The organism is Herbaspirillum sp. 1130, assembly GCF_017833835.1.
GTDB classification, from domain to species: domain Bacteria; phylum Pseudomonadota; class Gammaproteobacteria; order Burkholderiales; family Burkholderiaceae_D; genus Herbaspirillum; species Herbaspirillum huttiense.
Genome location: NZ_JAFICQ010000004.1, coordinates 1 through 16,862 on the forward strand (window position 1 = coordinate 1; position 16,862 = coordinate 16,862).

Sequence of the window (16,862 nt, forward strand, 5' to 3'; positions counted from 1 at the left end):
TGGGCATCGGCAGCGGCCTGGGCATCGGCGGCGGCCTGGGCATCGGCAGCGGCCTGGGCATCGGCGGCGGCCTGGGCATCGGCAGCGGCCTGGGCTGCAGCGGCCTGCGCGGCTTCAGCTGCGGCTACTGCGGCCTGGGCCTGTGCGGCGGCATTCTGGGCAGCAGCGGCAGCAGCACCTGCATCGCCCTGTTTCACAGCCTGTTGAGCAGCGGCAGCTGCGGCGCTGGCTTGCTCGGCCGCTGTTTGTGCGGCGAAGGCTGCACTTTCCGCGACTTGTGCAGACGTCTGCACGGGCGGATACTCTGCGGCGCGCAGCTCGTTCACCAGGTGATCGGCATATGCCTTGTCGGTACGCAGCACATCACCTGCATTCAGTACGCCATAGCGGGAGGTAATCACCTGACCCTTGATTTTCACTTCGACCAATTCCATGTCAGCTCCAGTTGGGATAAGAAGAAAGGGGCAGTTAGCCCCTTTCGGTTGAACAGTCGGAATTAGGCCGGGACCAGGTCGCCGTAGCGGCAAGCTGCCGGCTTCTCGACGGTCAGAGCTACCCGGCGCTCGGCGCGGATCGTGATCAGGTTGTTGGTAAAGTTGTCGGCATCGCTGTCCGACAGCGCAATGCCCACACCCTCGCGCTCGTGCAGCGTGACGGCCTGCGCCAGGGAACCCACCCACACCTTGCCGGTCGGGACAGCGTTGGAGGCAACGACCGGCAGACCGAACAGCATCGGCGGCGCCGACGAGCTGGGATCACCCATCAGGTAGCGGCCGGTGGAGTCCTTTTGCAGGCGAATGATCCACCAGTCGATGATGCTCAGCATGATCACGTCAGCCGGGTAGTCCGCCGCCGCGCAGTCGCCGATCATCTTGCCGATCACATCAAAGCGATTGTTCGCCAGGCCCTGCGCCGACAGCAACGATGCTGTGTAGCCATGCGGCGTGAAGTTGCCGGCCATGGTCAGGCCGCCGAGGTTGGGTGCAGCACCGTTCCCGGACACGATCTGCGACTCCACGCGCATGTTCACACCGTAGATCATGCGGCGATTGATGTAGGCGGCCAGCGCTGCATTGTCCGATGCGAGCTGCTTGGTGATGCGGATCCAGTGCGCGATGGTCTGCACCGGCGAGGTTTTCGGCACGAAGGTGATGGAGCTCTGCGGCTTGGCACTACCTTCGGCCACCTCGGCAGCGTTGTTGACGAAGGTCGACTCCTGGATCCAGTCGATGGCGTTCGAAGTCGTGGGAATCGAGGTCAAGAGGTTCTCGATGGTGAACACGCGCCAGGCGCCCTCCACCAGGCCTGGCCGACGCTCACTGTAAGTGTTCGCCACGGCATTGGTCACCGTGTTCTTCACTTCGGCATGAGTCTTGCCTTGCAGATTGCCGCTCACGAAGTTCTTGTATTGGGTGGTCTCGATGAAGAGCTCGCCGGCCGACTTCACTTCCGGCTCCACCTGATCTTCGCTGCTGGCTTTTTGCTCGATGGCGAGCAGACGATCTGCGAGTGCCTTCTGCTCATTGCCCAGCGCATCGATGGTGCTCTTGGTCTCCTGGGTGACCTTGCCGAGTTCCTTGATTTCGGCGGTGGCCTTTTCGCTGGCCTCGCCCATCTTCTTTTCCACGCGGTCGAGCGCCTCCATGATCTTGGCGTCGGCGGTCTCGCCCATGAAAGCCAGGCCACCGAGACCGGCCATGCCGGCAGCGCCAGTACCGAGGTGCGCCGTGACGAACGCCGCGACATCATAGCCGGCAGCATGAGCGCCGAAAGCGATCAGACCCATGCCCAGCAGGACCAGGGCACGCAGCGGGATGCGGGAGAAGCTGAAGTTTTTCATAACAATCCTCAAAAAAATAGCCGCTCAAGGCGGCTGTGGTTTCGACAAAAAGGGAACGAATTACGGCGCCGCCATGGCCTCCAGGCGGCGTAACATCTCGGCCTTCGCATCAGTCGGTGCATCCCGCACTTCCGTCAGCGTCTTGAACTTGGCGACCACGGCCTGGGCCGCCTGCTTGCTGAACCCGCCTGCATCCCGCAGGAAGTATTCAAGATCCCTGATGGTCTCGACCTCATCGAGCCCATCCAGATTCGATTTCACGCTGGCCCGGTCCAGCAGAGCCTTACCATCAGCAGGGAATGTCACGATTGAGACCTCGGGCAGGCGTGCGACCTTGCGAATGGTCCGCCCCGTCTCGGTGATGTCGAAATCACCCTTCTTCAGTCGGTATCCGATGGACAGGCCATCCAGCGTGCCGTGCTTGATGGCAGCGCGCACCTGGTCGGCAAGGGTGTTGCCCGGCGTGAACTCACCGGCCAACTTAAGCCCATGATCATCTTCAGCAGCATCGACCCACTTACCCATCGGAACTTCATAGGTGTTGTGGTTGAAGAACATCTTGGGCAGACCGTACTGCTTGAGCGTCTCGGCATAGGCGCCCTTGACGATAGTATCGCCATAGGAGTCAACATTGCCAAAGGTGCTGGCGTAGCCCTGGAAGGTCTTGCCATTGTCATCCAGCTTGAATTCGCTCAGTTCCAGCTTCAATACCTTGGTTTCCATGTTTTCTTCCTATTGCTTTATGGTGTCGCCGGAACCGCCCGAGGTCACCTTGACCTTACCGAGCATATCCAGCGGCACCAGGTTGGACTGAGCCGTGAGCTGATCGCCACCGGTCATCGGCGGATCGTTCTCTAGCTGGCGGACCTCGTTACGGGTCTTGATACCGTTCTGCACTGCCTTACCGTAGATCTCGTAGCGGTCCTTGATCGAGGCACGCATCAGCGCATCGAGGCTGATTTCCACGGTCATGGTGGCACGCTGCATGGGCGTCAGCACTCGCTTGGTCACGGCCTGTACGATGTTCACCGCGAGTGGCGCCAACGAGAGCGTGTAGAAGCCGTCCTTGATTTCGAAGATCCCCGAGCCCCACGATGTCACGTTGGCGTGATGTACCAGGACGGGCGGAACATCGAACCAGCGACAGATCTCCTCGACGCCGTACTTTCGTGTCTCAAGCAACTGCTGCTCCATCGGCGTCAGCGAGAGCTGCTGGTACTTCATGTTGGCCTCAAGAAGATGCACGCTATTTGTGGATCCAATGGCCAGATCCGCAAAGTTCTTCTTCACTGCTTTCCGTTGCTCTGTGCTCAGCACCTTGTCCAGCATCAGCACACCTGTCGGCTTCCCTCCGTTGCCGAAGGTCTCTGCTGCCGAGGCCTGCGCCTTGCGCATTTCATCGGTCGTCGAACGCATGAACTCCAGCTTCGAGAGGCCTGTGGTCCCGTTGCCCAGGTTCTTCAAGTGCAAGACGGTTTCAGCGGCATATACGACCACGTTGGCGCCGAGGGTGTACTTGTAGACCATGCTGCCGTCCTCAAGGACGATTGGCTCAACCTGGTCAGCCGGCATCGGCCACAGCGCGACAGCCTCGCCGCTCGCAGCTCGGTCGATCCGTGCGTAGGCGTTGCCGCGCAGATCATAGTTCAACATCATTGCGCGCCAGAACTCGAAGGGCGTCATCCTGGAGTTCGGTGAATCGTGCAACAGCTGGTAGAGCCGGTCCGTTCGCGAAGCCATCGTACGCGCGCCGCTGTTGTTTCGATAAACGAAGATCGGTAGGCTCGCCAGCAAGGAACCGCGCCGGTCCACGCAGGCCCAGACCGTACTGATCTGGAGAGCCGCGTCAACTGGCGTCATTGCGGTTCCGGGCACCAGCGCGACCGTCGGCTCCATGCGCTGCATGCCCTGCGTCTCTTCCAAGGCCGAGCCCCGCCACCAGCGAGTCATGGCGCTAAAAGCATTGATAAGGTTCATGTACGAATCGGGTCATTGAGGAAGCTATCGATATCCTCCTCGGTTTCAAGGGACATCGTGCCGGCGACTGCCATCACACCAGCGACGATGCCATCCACACGTCCACGCGCCTTCTGCTTGGTCACCTTCCGGTTGCCGGCAGCGTCACTATCCAGCACCGCGTTACCGGCGTTCCACGTCATCACCGGATTACCGTCATGACGCATCTTTTCGTCAACGAGGAGACGCTCGAACTCATCGACAGCAGGCGCCATATCTTTCATGCCCTGGCCGAACGGCTCAAACGGTGGCAGGGACACGTCCTCACGCTCCGCCAGTTGACGGTAGTCCTCCAGGCGCCAGCGGTCGGCATTGATGTGCCGGAGCTCGAACATCGCGGCCAGCTCTGAAACCTTGCGCAGCACCGCCAGCTTGTCGACTGCCTTGCCCGGCAGCGCCTCAAGGTGACCGGCCTCACGCCAGGCCACGTAGGGGACGCGATCGCGGTGCCCCTTCGCCTCCAGGTTGTCCCCAGGGAGCCAGAAGAAGGGGATCAGTCGCACGTACGGATCGTCCTCCGTCGGATCCAGCGACACGACAAACGATGTCAGATCCTGCGTGCTTGACAGGTCAAGACCAGCTGAGCCGGAGCGGCCGTAAAACTGAGTCCGGTCGACCATCCCTGGATCCTCGCAAGCGAACCATGCTTCCGCCGCCAGCCACGGCGCAATCGCCCCGGTCCACATGCAGAAGTTCAACCGCTTGACCAGCGCCTCCTTCGAGGGCATGCCGCGCGCCTGGGTGACCTGTTCGCGCAGATACTTGATGCCTGGAATGCCGTGGTGAAGGCTCGGATTGGCCTTGGCCCAGCAGGATTCATCCTGGAAGGGGTCATCGTCCTTGTCGAGACCGCAGATGTAACCGAAGAAGCTGTCATCGCTCAGCGTGCCTGCGCACACCTGGCGTCCGTACTCATGATAGTCACCGCACACCGACGTCATGTCGCTGCCGGAATTGGTGATCATGAAGATCAATGCCTGGCGCCGGCTCTTCGTGCCGGCACGCATCATTTCGACTACCGTGGCGGTTTTGTGCTCATGGATCTCATCCAGGATGCCCATGTGCGGGCGCGGCCCGGACTGCCCATCGTCGGCACTGATCGTCTTGAAGAAGGAGGACGTGGCGTGATACGCCAAGTTGTATTCCTTCCCCTTGCTACCCGATGGCACCAAGCGCTGCCGCAGCCGCGGGGACTGGTCATACATCGCCACCGCGTCGCGGAACAGGATCTGCGCCTGGTCCTTCTTCGTCGCTGCAGCGTAGATCTCGGCACGCTGCTCGCGGTCGGCGGTAAGGCCATACAGGCCAATGCCGGCAGCGAGCGGAGACTTCCCCGACCCCTTGGCCGTCTCTACATATGCGACCCGAAAGCGGCGCGTGCCGTCATCGGTCTGCCACCCGAAGAGGCTTCCCAGCACGAACGCCTGCCAGTCGAGCACCTCGAAGGGCTTGCCCTCGAACTTGCCACCGTTGAGCACCAGCACTTCTTCGAAGAAGGCGATGACACGCTGCGCCTCGGCCAGATTCCAGTGCAGGCCTCTCGCCGCCCCTTCTTCCAGGTCTTTCAGATGACGCCGACATGCCGCCCGCACGTGCGGGCCGGCCACGATCCTTTTCTCGACAACGTCCTGGGCGTACTGTGTGCAGCGGTCAATCTCAGTCGAAGAATCGGTCTCGTGCATCGCGCTCTTCCGTAGCGAACAACTCCCCCTGGGGGGCGCGCCAGTCATGCGCCGCGCGCGCGGATGGATTCATACCGAACGATGCGCCCGCCTTGTGCATGCGCTCCTCGGCACGGTTCGCATTCTGCATCCAGGCAGAGATCTGCTTGTAACCGCTGGGGGTGGTCTCAACGTAGCCCGAGTCTTCCTGCGCCTTCTTGATCTTCTCGCGGAAGAACTTCCAGTCGGCATAGGCCTGGCAGTAGACGGCCAGCTCGGCCCGGTCGACCCGCGCCACGTTGCCCATCAGCGCCAGGTCACCGATGATCCGCTTCCACTCGGCCTTGGCCGGCGCTGTGAGGAAGGTCGGGCACTCGGGCAGCGCCGAGGCCGGCACCGCCCCCTTCGCGCCGGCACCCAGCAGCTGGCTCGCGGGCAATTTGCTCGGATTTCCGTTGATCAGGTGGAGCGCCGCAGGCGTTTTGCGACGTCCGGAGTTTTGATTGCCAGCCATACTGGCCTCCTATTTCATCAGATACCCCCCTCCCATATTTCCCGATTTTGCGAGAAACGGGAGGCGAGCGGTCAGGAACGGGCTTTCGCGGGACTTTTTACCCGCCCTACCCCTTTTTTCCGGGCAGCTCCGCAAGTCACCAGCGCCGCCTGGAGGGCTCGAAGCGGCCCGAGATAGGCCCTCCAGGCACGGTAGCTGCGCCAAAGCCGAACGGGCCAAGGCCGAAGGCGCAGTTGGACGGCCATGGGCTTGCACCCGGCCACATCATTTTGCTGATCTTGCATAGGATCCCCAATGATGATTCGGATCGAGGGGCATGCCCGACTCATCGCACCCCCTCGCCACACCACTCTTTTCCATCTGCTGCTTTATGCTGTCGTGACAGTGCTTGCACAGCGACTGAAGGTTATCCGCATCGAAGAACAGATCTTCATTCCCGCGATGCGCCTTGATATGGTCAACGACGGCCGCCGGCCGCACTACACCTCGGTCGGCACAAAAACAACACAGCGGATCTTTCTGCAACTGCTTGTAGCGAAGCCGGTACCACCGCTTGCCTTGATAGAGATGACGGTAAGCAGCTGCTGCCATATCCGCACTCTGCCCGCACTAGGCTTCGACGAACGAGCTCGACTCTGCTAATGCAGCATAAGCCGGGCCCGAACCGAAGCTCTCGTGCAGACCGTCGATGGTGAACTCTTGGCACCCCATGAACGCTGTCACATTGGTTACCGCCGTGCCTGCCGTTCCTGCGCTGCCGCCAGGCACACCCTTCAGCGAAAGCGTATTGGCATTCACATAGGAAGCAAGCATCAGCAGGTTGCCCCCCGATGCGCCGGCCCCAGGGATATAAATCATGTGGTCGCTGTCCGAAGCAGAGACTGCTCCACCGGACACAGCGACCGTAGAAGATCCAGCAGTCGTGCTGACGGTGATGCTTCGCGCGCTCGGAAGAACCTTGAAGAAGCCCGTTCCTGCGTCGCACACTGCCGCGAAGAGGTCCACCATCTTTGCGTATGCCGACGCACTCTTCCGCCAAGCATTCAGAGCCGCCACCGCAGGAGCGCCTCCACCAGCGAGGCTCTGCCCTGCAATCGTTGTCCACTGATCGGTCGAGGACGTACGGTTCGGCAGCGTGACTCCAGCGATCCGCTTCCCCGCGATGCTTGGATGAGCGAGGAATGCCTGTTCCTTTGTGATGATCGATGATGCATCGCTCGCCGGAGCATCGTTCGTGCCGAGGCCGTTTGCGATCCCTGCACAATATTGGAGGTACGCCTTCCGCTTATCCCAGCTACTGGAGCTGGTGAAGTACTCCATCCGGTCATTCGACTCGGAAAGGTTGATGAACGCATTCGCGATCCCAAACACACGCTCCAGCGGGCCGACCAACAGGTCCGGCGTTTTGGAGATATCGCCGGATTCCGGCGCCGAACGAGAGTCGCCCAGCAGAGCAACCGAGTTCCGGCGACTGGTCGGGGCGATCAAGCATGTCGGCTTAAGCCCGAAGCCCGTGCCCAGCCAGATCACGTTGTCCGAAAGGGCAGCTCGCGCCGCTGGGGATGCATCCATGTAATCGATGCTGGTCGTACTGGAATTGACAGTCGAACCGTATGTCATGTCATGCGTGAAATCACGGGTCCAGTTCACACTCGACCCTCTCGTCATGCAAAGCTGACCACCTGCACCGGAATCGCCATAGATCCACATCCAGAACTTTGATCCGAATGGGATAGGCGCTGTCAAATTCAAGGCGTCGGAAAGAATTTTTCCACCGGAGGCCATTACGCCACGAACGGCCCCAGAGAATTGGAAGTGCTGCAACACACCGGAACCAATCGGAAATTCGATAGCAGCTCGAATAGTTGCCGTGCTCGGATTGGCCGTCTCCAGCCGACTATAGGAGTTTTCGAACCCTACTTGCAGACCGGTGAAGAGCGTGTCCATAGCGGTCATCTCGACCCGACTCTGGATCTGCGTATAGCTGCGCGTAGTGGGATAGCTGCATCGGGTCGCAACTTGGAGCACTTGTTTGGGCTTCGGTTTGACGGCGTTTGAAGGCGCCGACTGAGCTCCGTAGGCTGCCACCGCCGTGTTCTTCGCGGCCACCGTCACATATACCGGGACATCATTTGCCAGTCCAGTGATCGTCAGAGGACTAGAGCTACCGACAACCGAACCCACCAACGAGCCGTCGGACACCTTGTACGCATTCGCCTGGTAGCTCTCGATAGCAGCGCCACCGATGTCAGCCGGTGCCCCGCAGGTGACCATCACCGAGGTATCGCCAGGAGAGGCGACCACGGACGTCGGGGCACTGGGGCTCGACGCAGGCACCTTCACGCCTGGGACGACGTACGCCAGCCCTGTCACTCTACAGTCGATAGCCAGGCCCCTGTCCGATGCCAGCTGGGTATAGGTCGCAGCGGTTTGCCCTGCAATATCGACACCGTCGCGCGTCCACTGGTAGGCGGTCGCGCCATTGACTGCGTACCCCGATTGCGGTGTAACAGACAGAACGTAGCCCGCTCCTTTTGTGCCGGTTATCACGAAAGGCTTCTTCGCGAGGCCAAGCACAGCCGATTCAATCATTGCAGAAAGAATAGTCATGGTGCTTTCGTCCACTTCGAGATATTCACCTTACCATCGCTGTAGACGATGGATTTCAGGAATACCGTCCCATCATCACGGGTCGCTTTGATGCTGATCGGCCGATCACTCGAATCTTTCGTGATCTCCACATCGCACCATTCCGTCCATGTATCGCTAAGCCCCAGAGGACTGTTCGCCTTCATATCGACATACATGCGCACCACCGAATAAAAAAAGCCGCGAGGAATCGCGGCAAAGCTCCCGACCCAGCCTATGAAAATCGGAAGAAGGAGACTCATTGCAGACGTCTGCACCCGCAGAACGTCGGGATCTGGCTAGTCCGGTTCGGCGAGCAGCTGCTGCGCGAACTCACCTGAGACATCGATGTCGAGGCAGACGCCGACGCAGGTAATGACGGCCTCGACCTTGTTATCAGCAATGATCGGACGCAGCTCGATGCGTGTCACGCCTGGCACGATAGTACCGTCCGGCATAACCAGGCGCGTTCCCATTCCATTGCCATCGCTGACGATCTTGAGCATTGAAGCCTTCTGCGTTTCCATAAGCACCTCGAAAATGAAGAGCGCCGGCAACGGAAGCTTCCGGGCCGGCGCGCTGATTCGGAAAGCTGAATATTGGACGTCTGCAGTTCGTTGTTGGTGGCCGCGTATGGCGGCGGCCTCGCCAATAATTCAGGCGAAAAAAAACCGCGCAGCGGATGCTTGCGCGGTTTTTACGGACTTTTGACGTGTATCGGAAACGGACTATATATTGCCGCGATTTGGCAAGCAAGCTTTTTTTAATCGGCTGTGGATAACTCCAGAGCCGTCCTGATCTCGCCGAGTGCCTCAAGCTCCAACACCCTGAGCTTGTCCTGGATCTTTTTCTGATGATGACGCGCGGTCCGCAGGTTCATGTGCACGCGGTCTGCCGCGTCGGTCACCGAGACCTTTTTGTCAAAGTAATTCATGATGATCGCCTCTCTGACATTTGCGAAGGACAGGCCCGAGACCTGGAATGCAGACCACTCCCGCAAGAAGACTATCGCCTCGCGCCACTCTGGAAGCGGGCGCGTACCCTTGCAGCAAGGGCACTCATCGTATTTCGCCGAGAACCGAGCCACCAGGCAGTGACGACGATCATCCGCAAGGCGATCCAAGCGCTTACGAATGATCCCAGCCTGTGCCGCACCATCAACGGAAACAAGACCTTTTCCCCTGCCGAGGGCCTCCAGGCTTCCCAGTTTGGACATGGGCGACAGCGGATACTGCTGACTCTGGAAGTTGAAGGCAAAGGTCAGTGCCTCATGCTCATTGCGGAACAGGTCGTTGATATCGAGCCCAAATTCGTAGTTCATTTTTCCCTCGCTTGATGTTCACCGGACTTGCCCGGCCCAATTTTTAAATCACTGCCACCCTGGCTGCTGGCGTAATCCTCGGCATATCGATTGCCAGCAGCGTCAACTCTGATTGCCCCGACTGCCGGAGGCAGCGGCGTTCCAATTTCATGACCTCCCTCACTGGCGAAGAAGACTGGCTCGCCACGCACCCCTCTGCGCAACTGCTCATTGATCTCCGCCTCTCCAAAGGCCTGCCGCAGAAGATCGATCCAGGCGGCCACCTTCGGCATTGCCTCACGTGATTTCATCGCTTGCCTTTCCTACCCTTCACACCGTTAACATGACTGCCAACATGCTGAAACCCTTATATTTATTGAGTTTGTTAACAGTATTAATAGTGTGAAGAGTAAAAATTGATATCCAAGACGCATTAACATTTGCTCCCCTCGCACGTGCGCGCACGCACACACATGAAGGCACCTCAAAAATCTGTTCATACTGTTCACACTGTCAATAAAGCCTGATTTCATGCGGCTTTCAGCGTGTTGATAGTTGCGGACGATGTGAAGGGCTGACCGTTAACTCTCGTCCGGCTGGTCATACACGTGGCGATAGCGGCGCAGATCCTTCTCGAACATGTCGCAGGCGTTCTTGACGTAGTCCTGCAGCGACTGGCCCTCCTGAGGCTCTCCCAGGAGATAGACCGTACGCTGCTTGAACGCCTCGCCGAACTCATACTTCACGATGCGGTCCTGCAATGCATCACCGGCAATCCGCTTGACCTCAGATCCGAATCGGGTTTTCGTGGGCGTATAGCGCTCTCCGTTCAAGGTGCACCATCGCTGGAAGGCGCTGTAGAGCTGCTGCGAGCTGCAGGTCATGAATGGGACCGGCAGCGCCTGGTCTTCCCACTCACGGTAAAAGCGCTCTGAGGGCGAGAGCCCCAGGCTGATCAAGTTCTGCTTGGCCTGGTTCATGATCGGCTCTGTGTGGGGCGTGAAGCCGGCAAGGTCGACCTCGTGCTTCAGGTAGTGGAAGAAGGCCTCCATGCCGCCGTCATTGAGCTCCCTGCCGACATCGGCATAGAATTCTTTCTCGCGCTTGGGCGGCGTCCAAAGCACCAGGTAGCGGCGATCCGTCTTATCCAGGGCAAGCGGCTGCAGCTCGTTGGAGAGGAAGACGAAATTCATGTGGTTCGCCTCGTACCGCACGGACAGGTTCTTGGGATTGATCGGCAGCTCATCGCCCGAGATCATCTTCTTCATCCGGCCCTTGAGCTGCTTGAGCTCGTTGCGCGTGACCACCTCATCACAAACCAGGAACAGTTTGCGCGAGGCCCACTCGTTGAAGGGACTCTCCAGCTCGGCGTCACCGATCACCCAGGAATACTGGCCGTAGATCTGGCGGACCACCTTTTCCCAGAACAGGTTTTTCCCCGAGCCCTCATCGCCATGCATGATGATGGCCGTAGCCATCTTCGCGCCTGGATGCTGGAGCGGATAGGCAATCCACTTGAGCACCCAGGTGAACATCACCTCATCGTTGTTGCAGAGGTGCTTGAGGAGCTCCAGGATCTTCTCGCACCGCCCCCTTTTCGGAACGACGTCGAAGCCGTCGTACATGTTCACGTGCGTGACCTCATCCACCGTTTCGGTCGGATCGAAGACCAGATTCTTGATGTTGATCATCTGTCGGCGCTTCGTATTGAGCCAACCCTTGACCACGTCATTGCCATAGGCCAGGCGCAGAGCCGTGATCTCGATCTGCATCTTGCTGACGCGGTCCCAGGCAGTGCTGGTGCCGTACAGCAGCACGAAGTTATCGACCAGGTACCGCCACTTCTCTAAGTATTCAGGATCAGGCTCATCCCCATCACCCTTGGCCTTGCCCTTTCCCCTGCCCCCACGCCCGCCACCGGCGCCCGAGGCTTCGCCATCCTTACCAGGCTCCGCGTCGTCCTTGCTTTTTCGTTGCTTTTGCCCTTCGGGGGCGGGAGCCCCCGACCGACTTTCCTCCTCGGGGGAGCGGGGGACAAGGGAAAGCCGAGGGCCGGCCGCGACCGCCTCGCGTGCTGGCACCTCCGGAGCAATCGCCTCGATGATGGCAGCGGAGATCTGCTCGGAGACCGCCTCCAGGCCTTCGGCCTGGTGCAGGTCGTTGAAGTCGGTCAGCTTGTTCTCACCACGCTCCCGGAATAGTGGCTTCACGACCGAGGCATTGCCGACCTCGAAGGCCGCAGCATGGCAAGCAGCCAGGCCGGCGTTCTCGAAGCGAATCTCTTTGATGACGCGCCCGCACCGGATCTCCACATGCAGATAGGCGACGGACTGGCGATCAAAGCGATACTCCGCGCAGATCTCAGCCAGGTCGCCACGAGCAGTCTTGACCTTCCGCCACTCACCATCGACGGCCGGCGCCGGCTCAATGCCGAAATCCTCGCGCAGCCGCTCTTCGTAGCGAAGCTCCAGCTGGAAGTCATCGTCCGCCAGGAATAGCAGGTGCGCATCGGGGAAGTCTGCCCGGAGCTTCCGGGCGATATGGAGAATGTTGCCGGCGTCGAAGGCGACCATGACCGGAAGGTCGTGGCTGTGTTTTTCGGACAAGGCCGCACCCATGCGCGCTGACTGGCACGTCGCATAGCCTTCACCGACAGCGATGATCGGCGCATCCACGGCGACGCCGAGCAGGAAGCCAGCACCGATCTTGTCGAGGCCCTTGTTGTATCGCTTCTCGCCGCCATGCGAGATCTTCTGCAGGCCGACCAGGCGGCCGCCTTCATGGGAATAGTGCCGCATCGGCACCAGGAGCTGCCCTTCGCTATCGACGCGCAGCCCCTCAGCGACGACACCCTTACGCACCAGGTAGGGATGGGATCCCGCATCATCCTCGACGGCAGCTGACCACTGCCCCTTCGCGCGGTTCGCTGCCAGGCGCGCAGCATTGGCACGATCAGCAGCAGCCTTCTCCTCGAAGGCACGCTGGCGCTCCTTATACTCTTCGACATCCTCGGCTGAGAATCTTTCCGACTCGATGCGGACGGGGACCGTATTGTGATTGCTGCCGCGATTGATGCCGAAGTAGCCAGCGACGACTTCTTTGCCGGACTTCAATGTGAACTTGCGGAGTGAGTACCAGCCCTTTTTCTTAGGACCGAAGCGTAAGACTTTCTTGGAATTGAAGATGGGATGTCCAACTGGCAGTTCTGGCAGCTGATGCTCTCTCATCAGAGCGATGACTTCAGCCTCAAAATTCATGCCTGGCGTCCCTCGGCAGCATCGTGCCCTTCTGCCGGACAGTAGATCGCAAACATCAAGCCCACCAGCTCGCGCACGGTCTGATGGATTTCGTCTGCAGTGATTTCAAGCTGCGACCGCTCCCGCTTGTCGATCTTGTTATCGGAGGTGAACTCCACGTATTGCTGCGAGAGCCGGCCCAACTCTTGGTATAGCTCCTGGAACTTGTCGTGAAGCTCCTCACGATCCACGCTGCCAGGCTCGACCAGCTTATAGAAAACGCCACCGGCATCGGTGGCGATTGCCTGGGCCAGCAATGTCGTGCCCGAGGTTTTTTGCATCTGCACTGCGAGATCCAGGCTGACCGACTGACCGCGCCGCTCATAGACCCGATTTTCGAGCGCGTCACGGGTCATCCCCATTGCGGCGGACATGCTGTCCCATCCGCCTGGGAACGCCTTGATCATTCCCAGCAACGCCTGCCTTTGGTTCACAACGATTCCCCTTCAGTTGTGGTTTTGAGATTTTTTCTCACGGACTATGCTTCGCCCCATCAGTGAAAATCGTGAGGGAGAATGGGCATGAAAGCCGAGAGATATTTGGTGCTGGTCCACCTTGCCGCCAAGCCGACCCGCAAGCACCTGACCGATGTCGCCATACAGCTTGGAGCGACAATCAAGAGCAACTTGCGTCAGTGCGAGGCCGTCTGTCTGACGGCGACCTCACTCGCCTTCGTGGGCGAATCACCCTTATCAGCCGATTCGCTGTTCCGCCAGATGGCAGCAGGTCTCCACTCCGGTGACAACTTGAGCGTGCTAGCACTTGGCAACGAATTTGCGACTACGCATCCAGGGCTCTATGCATGGGCTCGCTTGCGGTCAGCGCAGGAACATCGGATGCCAACTCCGGCCAGATCTCCTGCCAATCCACAGGACGCAACTCGCGCCGAGTAACTTCCCCGTTCGTGGCACGCTCGATTCGCACACACATCAAGGGCTCAATGAGCGTTCCACGTGCACGCCAGTTACTTACAACGGACTGGCGCACTCCGATTTGGTCCGCCAATTTGGAGACCCCTTGAGCAACAGCAATCGCTTTATCTAGTGGTTTCATGACGGCATTTAATCACTGTAGTGATATTACCGTCAACACCCAAGTGATTCACACAAGTGATTTAATCCGCGCATGAACAAAGAAACCCTGGGCGCACGGCTTCGCGCCACCCGAAAAGCCAAGCAACTGACGCAAGCACAACTTGCGCAAAGGGCCGGCTTGACCCAGGGCACAATTGGCAATATCGAATCGGGTATCAGGGGGTACGGGGAAAGCCTGCTGGATATAGCCAAAGCATTAGGGGTCACTCCAGCGTATTTGCGCATGGAGACCGAAGTACCGCACGAAGAGGCGGCTTCCAACGACAGCGACGTGCCAGCGGACCTGTCAGCGCGACAGGTTGCATTACTGCAGTTATTTGACGGACTCACGTCCAAACAACAAGATGAAGTGATCAAGACTCTTGAGGCTACGAAACAAGCCAACTTTGAGCTGATCGAGGAGCTAGCCCAAAGGCGGCTGAAGTAGATCTCACTCCCGCCCTTACCCGTCGCCTGGCCAGAACATGCGATGCGGCCTCTTGCAACCTACACGTTCAGTTGCCACAAACACATCAAACTCAATTTCACCGAGACAAAATATCACTGAAGTGTTGAATTAATTAATCACTTGAGTGATACTCGCTCCCGTGTTCGATCACTGGAGCGATAAATGCCCGTCCCACAAATCCATTCCGGCTCTACAGCCCTGCCCAAGTTCTGCATTCACTGCGAACACTGCAAGCACGGCAAATATTCCGAGGCAGCCTGCACTAATCCGCGCGCCGCCATCATCGACCTCGTTCACGGCTTGCGCGCACCGCAATGCTCGGAGGCCCGCAAGTCGCAAGGAAAATGCGGCCCCGATGCGAAGCTATTCGCCAAGCTTGTCGGCAATGCTGTGAGCGGCGTCAGCCAAGGTATTTAGGCCTGGGACTGCGCGATGACTAAGCATGCTTGCCAAATACTCGGTCGCGGAAGCTTGAATAAGAGCCGCGACGATCTGCGGATATTTTTCTGCAGCCCCTTCGCCCCACTTTTCCTCAACGGCCCGAACAGCCCTGAGGAAATAGTCTTGCGCCCCTTGAGCGGCCTTCTCTCCCAGCTCCGTGTAGCTCATTGCGGTTTCAGCGCTCATTTCAATTCCCATCAGTGTTTTTCGGACATCCATTTTGCCATGGAGGCCTCAATGCACTTTCCGCTCCGTAAAGCGGCTGCTTTCCAGCTCCCGCCCAAGTTCAACTTCCTCGCGGGTCGCCGTGCGCCGCCCCCCCGCGACTGGCCGCTTGGCCATACCCCGACTGAAGCGCAGACCATCGCAGCCGCAGCCAGCAAGCGAGGCGCCAAATGACTCGCTTCCACCTGGCGCCGGAATCCGAGGCACGCTTCCGCGCTATCACCCATAAGACCCTCCATGTCTCGCACGTGCGCCACAAGTGCGCATGCGGCAAACAGACCACCGCCAAGGCCTTGACGCAGTACGGCCATTGCGTGATCTGCCAGAAGACCGTAGCGAAGCGAGCCGCCAAGATCCCCTTCGGCACCGGCCCCTGCGACCGCAGCGTCCCTGTCTTCCCTTCTGCCTGGACGAAAGCGAGGAATGCATGAGCGCGCCCGAAACCCAGAGACTCCAGGTCTCGACACCGATCAAAGCCCTGCATTTATCGGTATCTCGCTGCGAAACCCGTTGCTGGGCATCCCTTTTCTACACCTCCAAGGCACGCCCCAGCCAAATGCTGGCCTACGCAAGTGGACAAGCACTCGCGAACGCGCGCGTTGAATGCGTCGGCGGCAGTGTTTGGGCTCTGTGGATAGGAGATACGGCGTTCGACATCGCCGCGAAGGACGCTCCGAAGGTTGCCGCGTTTTTGGATTGCCAGATCAAGGAGAGCGCAGCATGAAAGCCTTCCTCGCCACCATTTCGTTTGAGAAGAAGCCCTCCCTGCGCCTCTACTACATCGCCCAGGACTGGCAGGAAGTGCATACGTCTGCACTCGATCAGTTTTGGCCGTGCGCCGTCTCCGTGAGGCCCGCATGAGTATCCGGACCGCCCTCATCCGCTTGATCGCAGCCATTGCGGTCGTCTACCTGCTCCTGATGGCCCAGGCCTTCACCAAGAACGGCCCCGAGCTGGAGGCCTTTGTTGATCTCGGCCGGCAGATGGCCATCGAGGAGAAACCTCCGGTCGATCAGCTGCGCGCCCTCTGCGCTGTCGAGTGGCCCGCCGATATTGCGGGCACCAAAACGGCAGAGGCACGCCGCAAGGCTTGCCGCGCATTTGGCGGGACGGACTGACCATGCGCCGCCTGGATCCCCCTGCCCGTCCCACGATGACGCTCCAGGAGCTGGGCCTTGCGATCACATCGAAGGCTGGCTGCTCTCCGCTGCTCGGCCAGGACGTGGCCCGCACGCTCCTGGATGAATTCAACGACATGCTCGCCGCTGGCTACCAGCTGGGCATTCCGCAACTTTGCCAGCCCGTCAGGCCTGGCTGCACTTACTGGCGCCTCGACATCGAGAACCCTCGCGATGGTTTCGCTGGCGCCGTGATTTTTTGCATTCCCACCGTTCACTAA

23 protein-coding genes are annotated in these 16,862 nt (G+C 59.4%); 7 read left to right on the forward strand and 16 right to left on the reverse strand.

Annotated features, from left to right (window positions below):
- The 14 genes from JOD78_RS17665 to JOD78_RS17730 form a co-directional block, all read right to left on the reverse strand.
- A partial coding sequence (locus JOD78_RS17665) for a hypothetical protein (protein ID WP_209570821.1) occupies positions 1-434 on the reverse strand: 434 nt, incomplete at its 3' end.
- Positions 435-496: 62 nt separating this feature from the next.
- Positions 497-1,840 carry a phage major capsid protein gene (locus JOD78_RS17670; RefSeq protein WP_209570822.1) on the reverse strand — a complete coding sequence of 448 codons (1,344 nt, stop codon included), beginning with the start codon at positions 1,838-1,840 and terminating at the stop codon, positions 497-499.
- A gap of 60 nt (positions 1,841-1,900) precedes the next feature.
- Entirely contained in the window at positions 1,901-2,563 is a 663-nt protein-coding gene (locus JOD78_RS17675; RefSeq protein ID WP_209570823.1) for an HK97 family phage prohead protease, read from the reverse strand.
- 9 nt (positions 2,564-2,572) lie between these two features.
- Positions 2,573-3,817, reverse strand: a complete 1,245-nt coding sequence (locus JOD78_RS17680) for a phage portal protein (protein ID WP_209570824.1) — start codon at positions 3,815-3,817, stop codon at positions 2,573-2,575.
- Complete coding sequence (locus JOD78_RS17685; protein WP_209570825.1) at positions 3,814-5,538, reverse strand: terminase TerL endonuclease subunit; 1,725 nt, start codon at positions 5,536-5,538, stop codon at positions 3,814-3,816. Before JOD78_RS17685 ends, JOD78_RS17680 begins: the two co-directional genes overlap by 4 nt.
- Complete coding sequence (locus tag JOD78_RS17690; RefSeq protein WP_209570826.1) at positions 5,513-6,031, reverse strand: phage terminase small subunit P27 family; 519 nt, start codon at positions 6,029-6,031, stop codon at positions 5,513-5,515. Before JOD78_RS17690 ends, JOD78_RS17685 begins: the two co-directional genes overlap by 26 nt.
- Positions 6,032-6,295: 264 nt before the next feature.
- Positions 6,296-6,622, reverse strand: coding sequence for an HNH endonuclease signature motif containing protein (locus JOD78_RS17695; protein ID WP_209570827.1), 327 nt, complete (start codon positions 6,620-6,622; stop codon positions 6,296-6,298).
- Positions 6,623-6,640: 18 nt separating this feature from the next.
- Entirely contained in the window at positions 6,641-8,641 is a 2,001-nt protein-coding gene (locus tag JOD78_RS17700) for a fibronectin type III domain-containing protein (protein ID WP_209570828.1), read from the reverse strand.
- Entirely contained in the window at positions 8,638-8,922 is a 285-nt protein-coding gene (locus tag JOD78_RS17705; RefSeq protein WP_209570829.1) for a hypothetical protein, read from the reverse strand. The genes JOD78_RS17700 and JOD78_RS17705 overlap by 4 nt, the downstream gene beginning before the upstream one ends.
- Positions 8,923-8,958: 36 nt before the next feature.
- Entirely contained in the window at positions 8,959-9,165 is a 207-nt protein-coding gene (locus JOD78_RS17710; protein ID WP_209570830.1) for a hypothetical protein, read from the reverse strand.
- Positions 9,166-9,422: 257 nt separating this feature from the next.
- Positions 9,423-9,980: a DNA-binding protein gene (locus JOD78_RS17715; protein WP_209570831.1), complete on the reverse strand. Its 558-nt coding sequence runs from the start codon at positions 9,978-9,980 to the stop codon at positions 9,423-9,425.
- The gene (locus JOD78_RS17720; protein ID WP_209570832.1) at positions 9,977-10,270 is read right to left on the reverse strand and encodes a hypothetical protein; all 294 of its coding nucleotides are present in this window, start codon (positions 10,268-10,270) and stop codon (positions 9,977-9,979) included. The genes JOD78_RS17715 and JOD78_RS17720 overlap by 4 nt, the downstream gene beginning before the upstream one ends.
- A 270-nt stretch (positions 10,271-10,540) precedes the next feature.
- On the reverse strand, positions 10,541-13,216 hold the full coding sequence (locus JOD78_RS17725) for a DUF5906 domain-containing protein (RefSeq protein WP_209570833.1): 2,676 nt from the start codon (positions 13,214-13,216) through the stop codon (positions 10,541-10,543).
- Positions 13,213-13,689: a YmfL family putative regulatory protein gene (locus JOD78_RS17730; protein ID WP_348534272.1), complete on the reverse strand. Its 477-nt coding sequence runs from the start codon at positions 13,687-13,689 to the stop codon at positions 13,213-13,215. Before JOD78_RS17730 ends, JOD78_RS17725 begins: the two co-directional genes overlap by 4 nt.
- 87 nt (positions 13,690-13,776) lie before the next feature.
- On the opposite strand from JOD78_RS17730, the gene JOD78_RS17735 reads away from it, so the two are divergent.
- Complete coding sequence (locus JOD78_RS17735) at positions 13,777-14,148, forward strand: hypothetical protein (RefSeq protein WP_209570849.1); 372 nt, start codon at positions 13,777-13,779, stop codon at positions 14,146-14,148.
- Here JOD78_RS17735 and JOD78_RS17740 read toward each other — a convergent pair.
- The gene (locus JOD78_RS17740; protein WP_209570835.1) at positions 14,036-14,308 is read right to left on the reverse strand and encodes a YdaS family helix-turn-helix protein; all 273 of its coding nucleotides are present in this window, start codon (positions 14,306-14,308) and stop codon (positions 14,036-14,038) included. The two genes, JOD78_RS17735 and JOD78_RS17740, sit on opposite strands and share 113 nt — an antisense overlap.
- Positions 14,309-14,380: 72 nt before the next feature.
- Here JOD78_RS17740 and JOD78_RS17745 point away from each other — a divergent pair, with 72 nt between their 5' ends.
- The gene (locus tag JOD78_RS17745; RefSeq protein ID WP_209570836.1) at positions 14,381-14,776 is read left to right on the forward strand and encodes a helix-turn-helix domain-containing protein; all 396 of its coding nucleotides are present in this window, start codon (positions 14,381-14,383) and stop codon (positions 14,774-14,776) included.
- Between the two features lie 384 nt (positions 14,777-15,160).
- Here JOD78_RS17745 and JOD78_RS17750 read toward each other — a convergent pair whose 3' ends face one another.
- Positions 15,161-15,424, reverse strand: coding sequence for a hypothetical protein (locus tag JOD78_RS17750; RefSeq protein ID WP_209570837.1), 264 nt, complete (start codon positions 15,422-15,424; stop codon positions 15,161-15,163).
- A 209-nt stretch (positions 15,425-15,633) separates the two neighbouring features.
- On the opposite strand from JOD78_RS17750, the gene JOD78_RS17755 reads away from it, so the two are divergent.
- The 5 genes from JOD78_RS17755 to JOD78_RS17775 are packed head-to-tail and all read left to right on the forward strand — an operon-like array spanning position 15,634 to position 16,862.
- Complete coding sequence (locus JOD78_RS17755; RefSeq protein WP_209570838.1) at positions 15,634-15,894, forward strand: hypothetical protein; 261 nt, start codon at positions 15,634-15,636, stop codon at positions 15,892-15,894.
- Entirely contained in the window at positions 15,891-16,187 is a 297-nt protein-coding gene (locus JOD78_RS17760) for a hypothetical protein (protein WP_209570839.1), read from the forward strand. Before JOD78_RS17755 ends, JOD78_RS17760 begins: the two co-directional genes overlap by 4 nt.
- Entirely contained in the window at positions 16,184-16,324 is a 141-nt protein-coding gene (locus tag JOD78_RS17765) for a hypothetical protein (protein WP_209570840.1), read from the forward strand. Before JOD78_RS17760 ends, JOD78_RS17765 begins: the two co-directional genes overlap by 4 nt.
- On the forward strand, positions 16,321-16,581 hold the full coding sequence (locus tag JOD78_RS17770) for a hypothetical protein (protein ID WP_209570841.1): 261 nt from the start codon (positions 16,321-16,323) through the stop codon (positions 16,579-16,581). The genes JOD78_RS17765 and JOD78_RS17770 overlap by 4 nt, the downstream gene beginning before the upstream one ends.
- Before the next feature lie 2 nt (positions 16,582-16,583).
- Entirely contained in the window at positions 16,584-16,862 is a 279-nt protein-coding gene (locus tag JOD78_RS17775; RefSeq protein ID WP_209570842.1) for a hypothetical protein, read from the forward strand.

Bases quoted from the DNA above. Each gene is read 5' to 3' on its own strand.
- JOD78_RS17765 (WP_209570840.1), top strand. From the start codon at position 16,184: ATGAAAGCCTTCCTCGCCACCATTTCGTTTGAGAAGAAGCCCTCCCTG.
- JOD78_RS17725 (WP_209570833.1), bottom strand. From the start codon at position 13,216: ATGAATTTTGAGGCTGAAGTCATCGCTCTGATGAGAGAGCATCAGCTG.
- JOD78_RS17675 (WP_209570823.1), bottom strand. From the start codon at position 2,563: ATGGAAACCAAGGTATTGAAGCTGGAACTGAGCGAATTCAAGCTGGAT.
- JOD78_RS17745 (WP_209570836.1), top strand. From the start codon at position 14,381: ATGAACAAAGAAACCCTGGGCGCACGGCTTCGCGCCACCCGAAAAGCC.
- JOD78_RS17685 (WP_209570825.1), bottom strand. From the start codon at position 5,538: ATGCACGAGACCGATTCTTCGACTGAGATTGACCGCTGCACACAGTAC.
- JOD78_RS17705 (WP_209570829.1), bottom strand. From the start codon at position 8,922: ATGAGTCTCCTTCTTCCGATTTTCATAGGCTGGGTCGGGAGCTTTGCC.
- JOD78_RS17710 (WP_209570830.1), bottom strand. From the start codon at position 9,165: ATGCTCAAGATCGTCAGCGATGGCAATGGAATGGGAACGCGCCTGGTT.
- JOD78_RS17735 (WP_209570849.1), top strand. From the start codon at position 13,777: ATGAAAGCCGAGAGATATTTGGTGCTGGTCCACCTTGCCGCCAAGCCG.
- JOD78_RS17755 (WP_209570838.1), top strand. From the start codon at position 15,634: ATGACTCGCTTCCACCTGGCGCCGGAATCCGAGGCACGCTTCCGCGCT.
- JOD78_RS17700 (WP_209570828.1), bottom strand. From the start codon at position 8,641: ATGACTATTCTTTCTGCAATGATTGAATCGGCTGTGCTTGGCCTCGCG.
- JOD78_RS17690 (WP_209570826.1), bottom strand. From the start codon at position 6,031: ATGGCTGGCAATCAAAACTCCGGACGTCGCAAAACGCCTGCGGCGCTC.
- JOD78_RS17750 (WP_209570837.1), bottom strand. From the start codon at position 15,424: ATGAGCGCTGAAACCGCAATGAGCTACACGGAGCTGGGAGAGAAGGCC.
- JOD78_RS17770 (WP_209570841.1), top strand. From the start codon at position 16,321: ATGAGTATCCGGACCGCCCTCATCCGCTTGATCGCAGCCATTGCGGTC.
- JOD78_RS17695 (WP_209570827.1), bottom strand. From the start codon at position 6,622: ATGGCAGCAGCTGCTTACCGTCATCTCTATCAAGGCAAGCGGTGGTAC.
- JOD78_RS17715 (WP_209570831.1), bottom strand. From the start codon at position 9,980: ATGAACTACGAATTTGGGCTCGATATCAACGACCTGTTCCGCAATGAG.
- JOD78_RS17720 (WP_209570832.1), bottom strand. From the start codon at position 10,270: ATGAAATCACGTGAGGCAATGCCGAAGGTGGCCGCCTGGATCGATCTT.
- JOD78_RS17680 (WP_209570824.1), bottom strand. From the start codon at position 3,817: ATGAACCTTATCAATGCTTTTAGCGCCATGACTCGCTGGTGGCGGGGC.
- JOD78_RS17775 (WP_209570842.1), top strand. From the start codon at position 16,584: ATGCGCCGCCTGGATCCCCCTGCCCGTCCCACGATGACGCTCCAGGAG.
- JOD78_RS17760 (WP_209570839.1), top strand. From the start codon at position 15,891: ATGAGCGCGCCCGAAACCCAGAGACTCCAGGTCTCGACACCGATCAAA.
- JOD78_RS17740 (WP_209570835.1), bottom strand. From the start codon at position 14,308: ATGAAACCACTAGATAAAGCGATTGCTGTTGCTCAAGGGGTCTCCAAA.
- JOD78_RS17670 (WP_209570822.1), bottom strand. From the start codon at position 1,840: ATGAAAAACTTCAGCTTCTCCCGCATCCCGCTGCGTGCCCTGGTCCTG.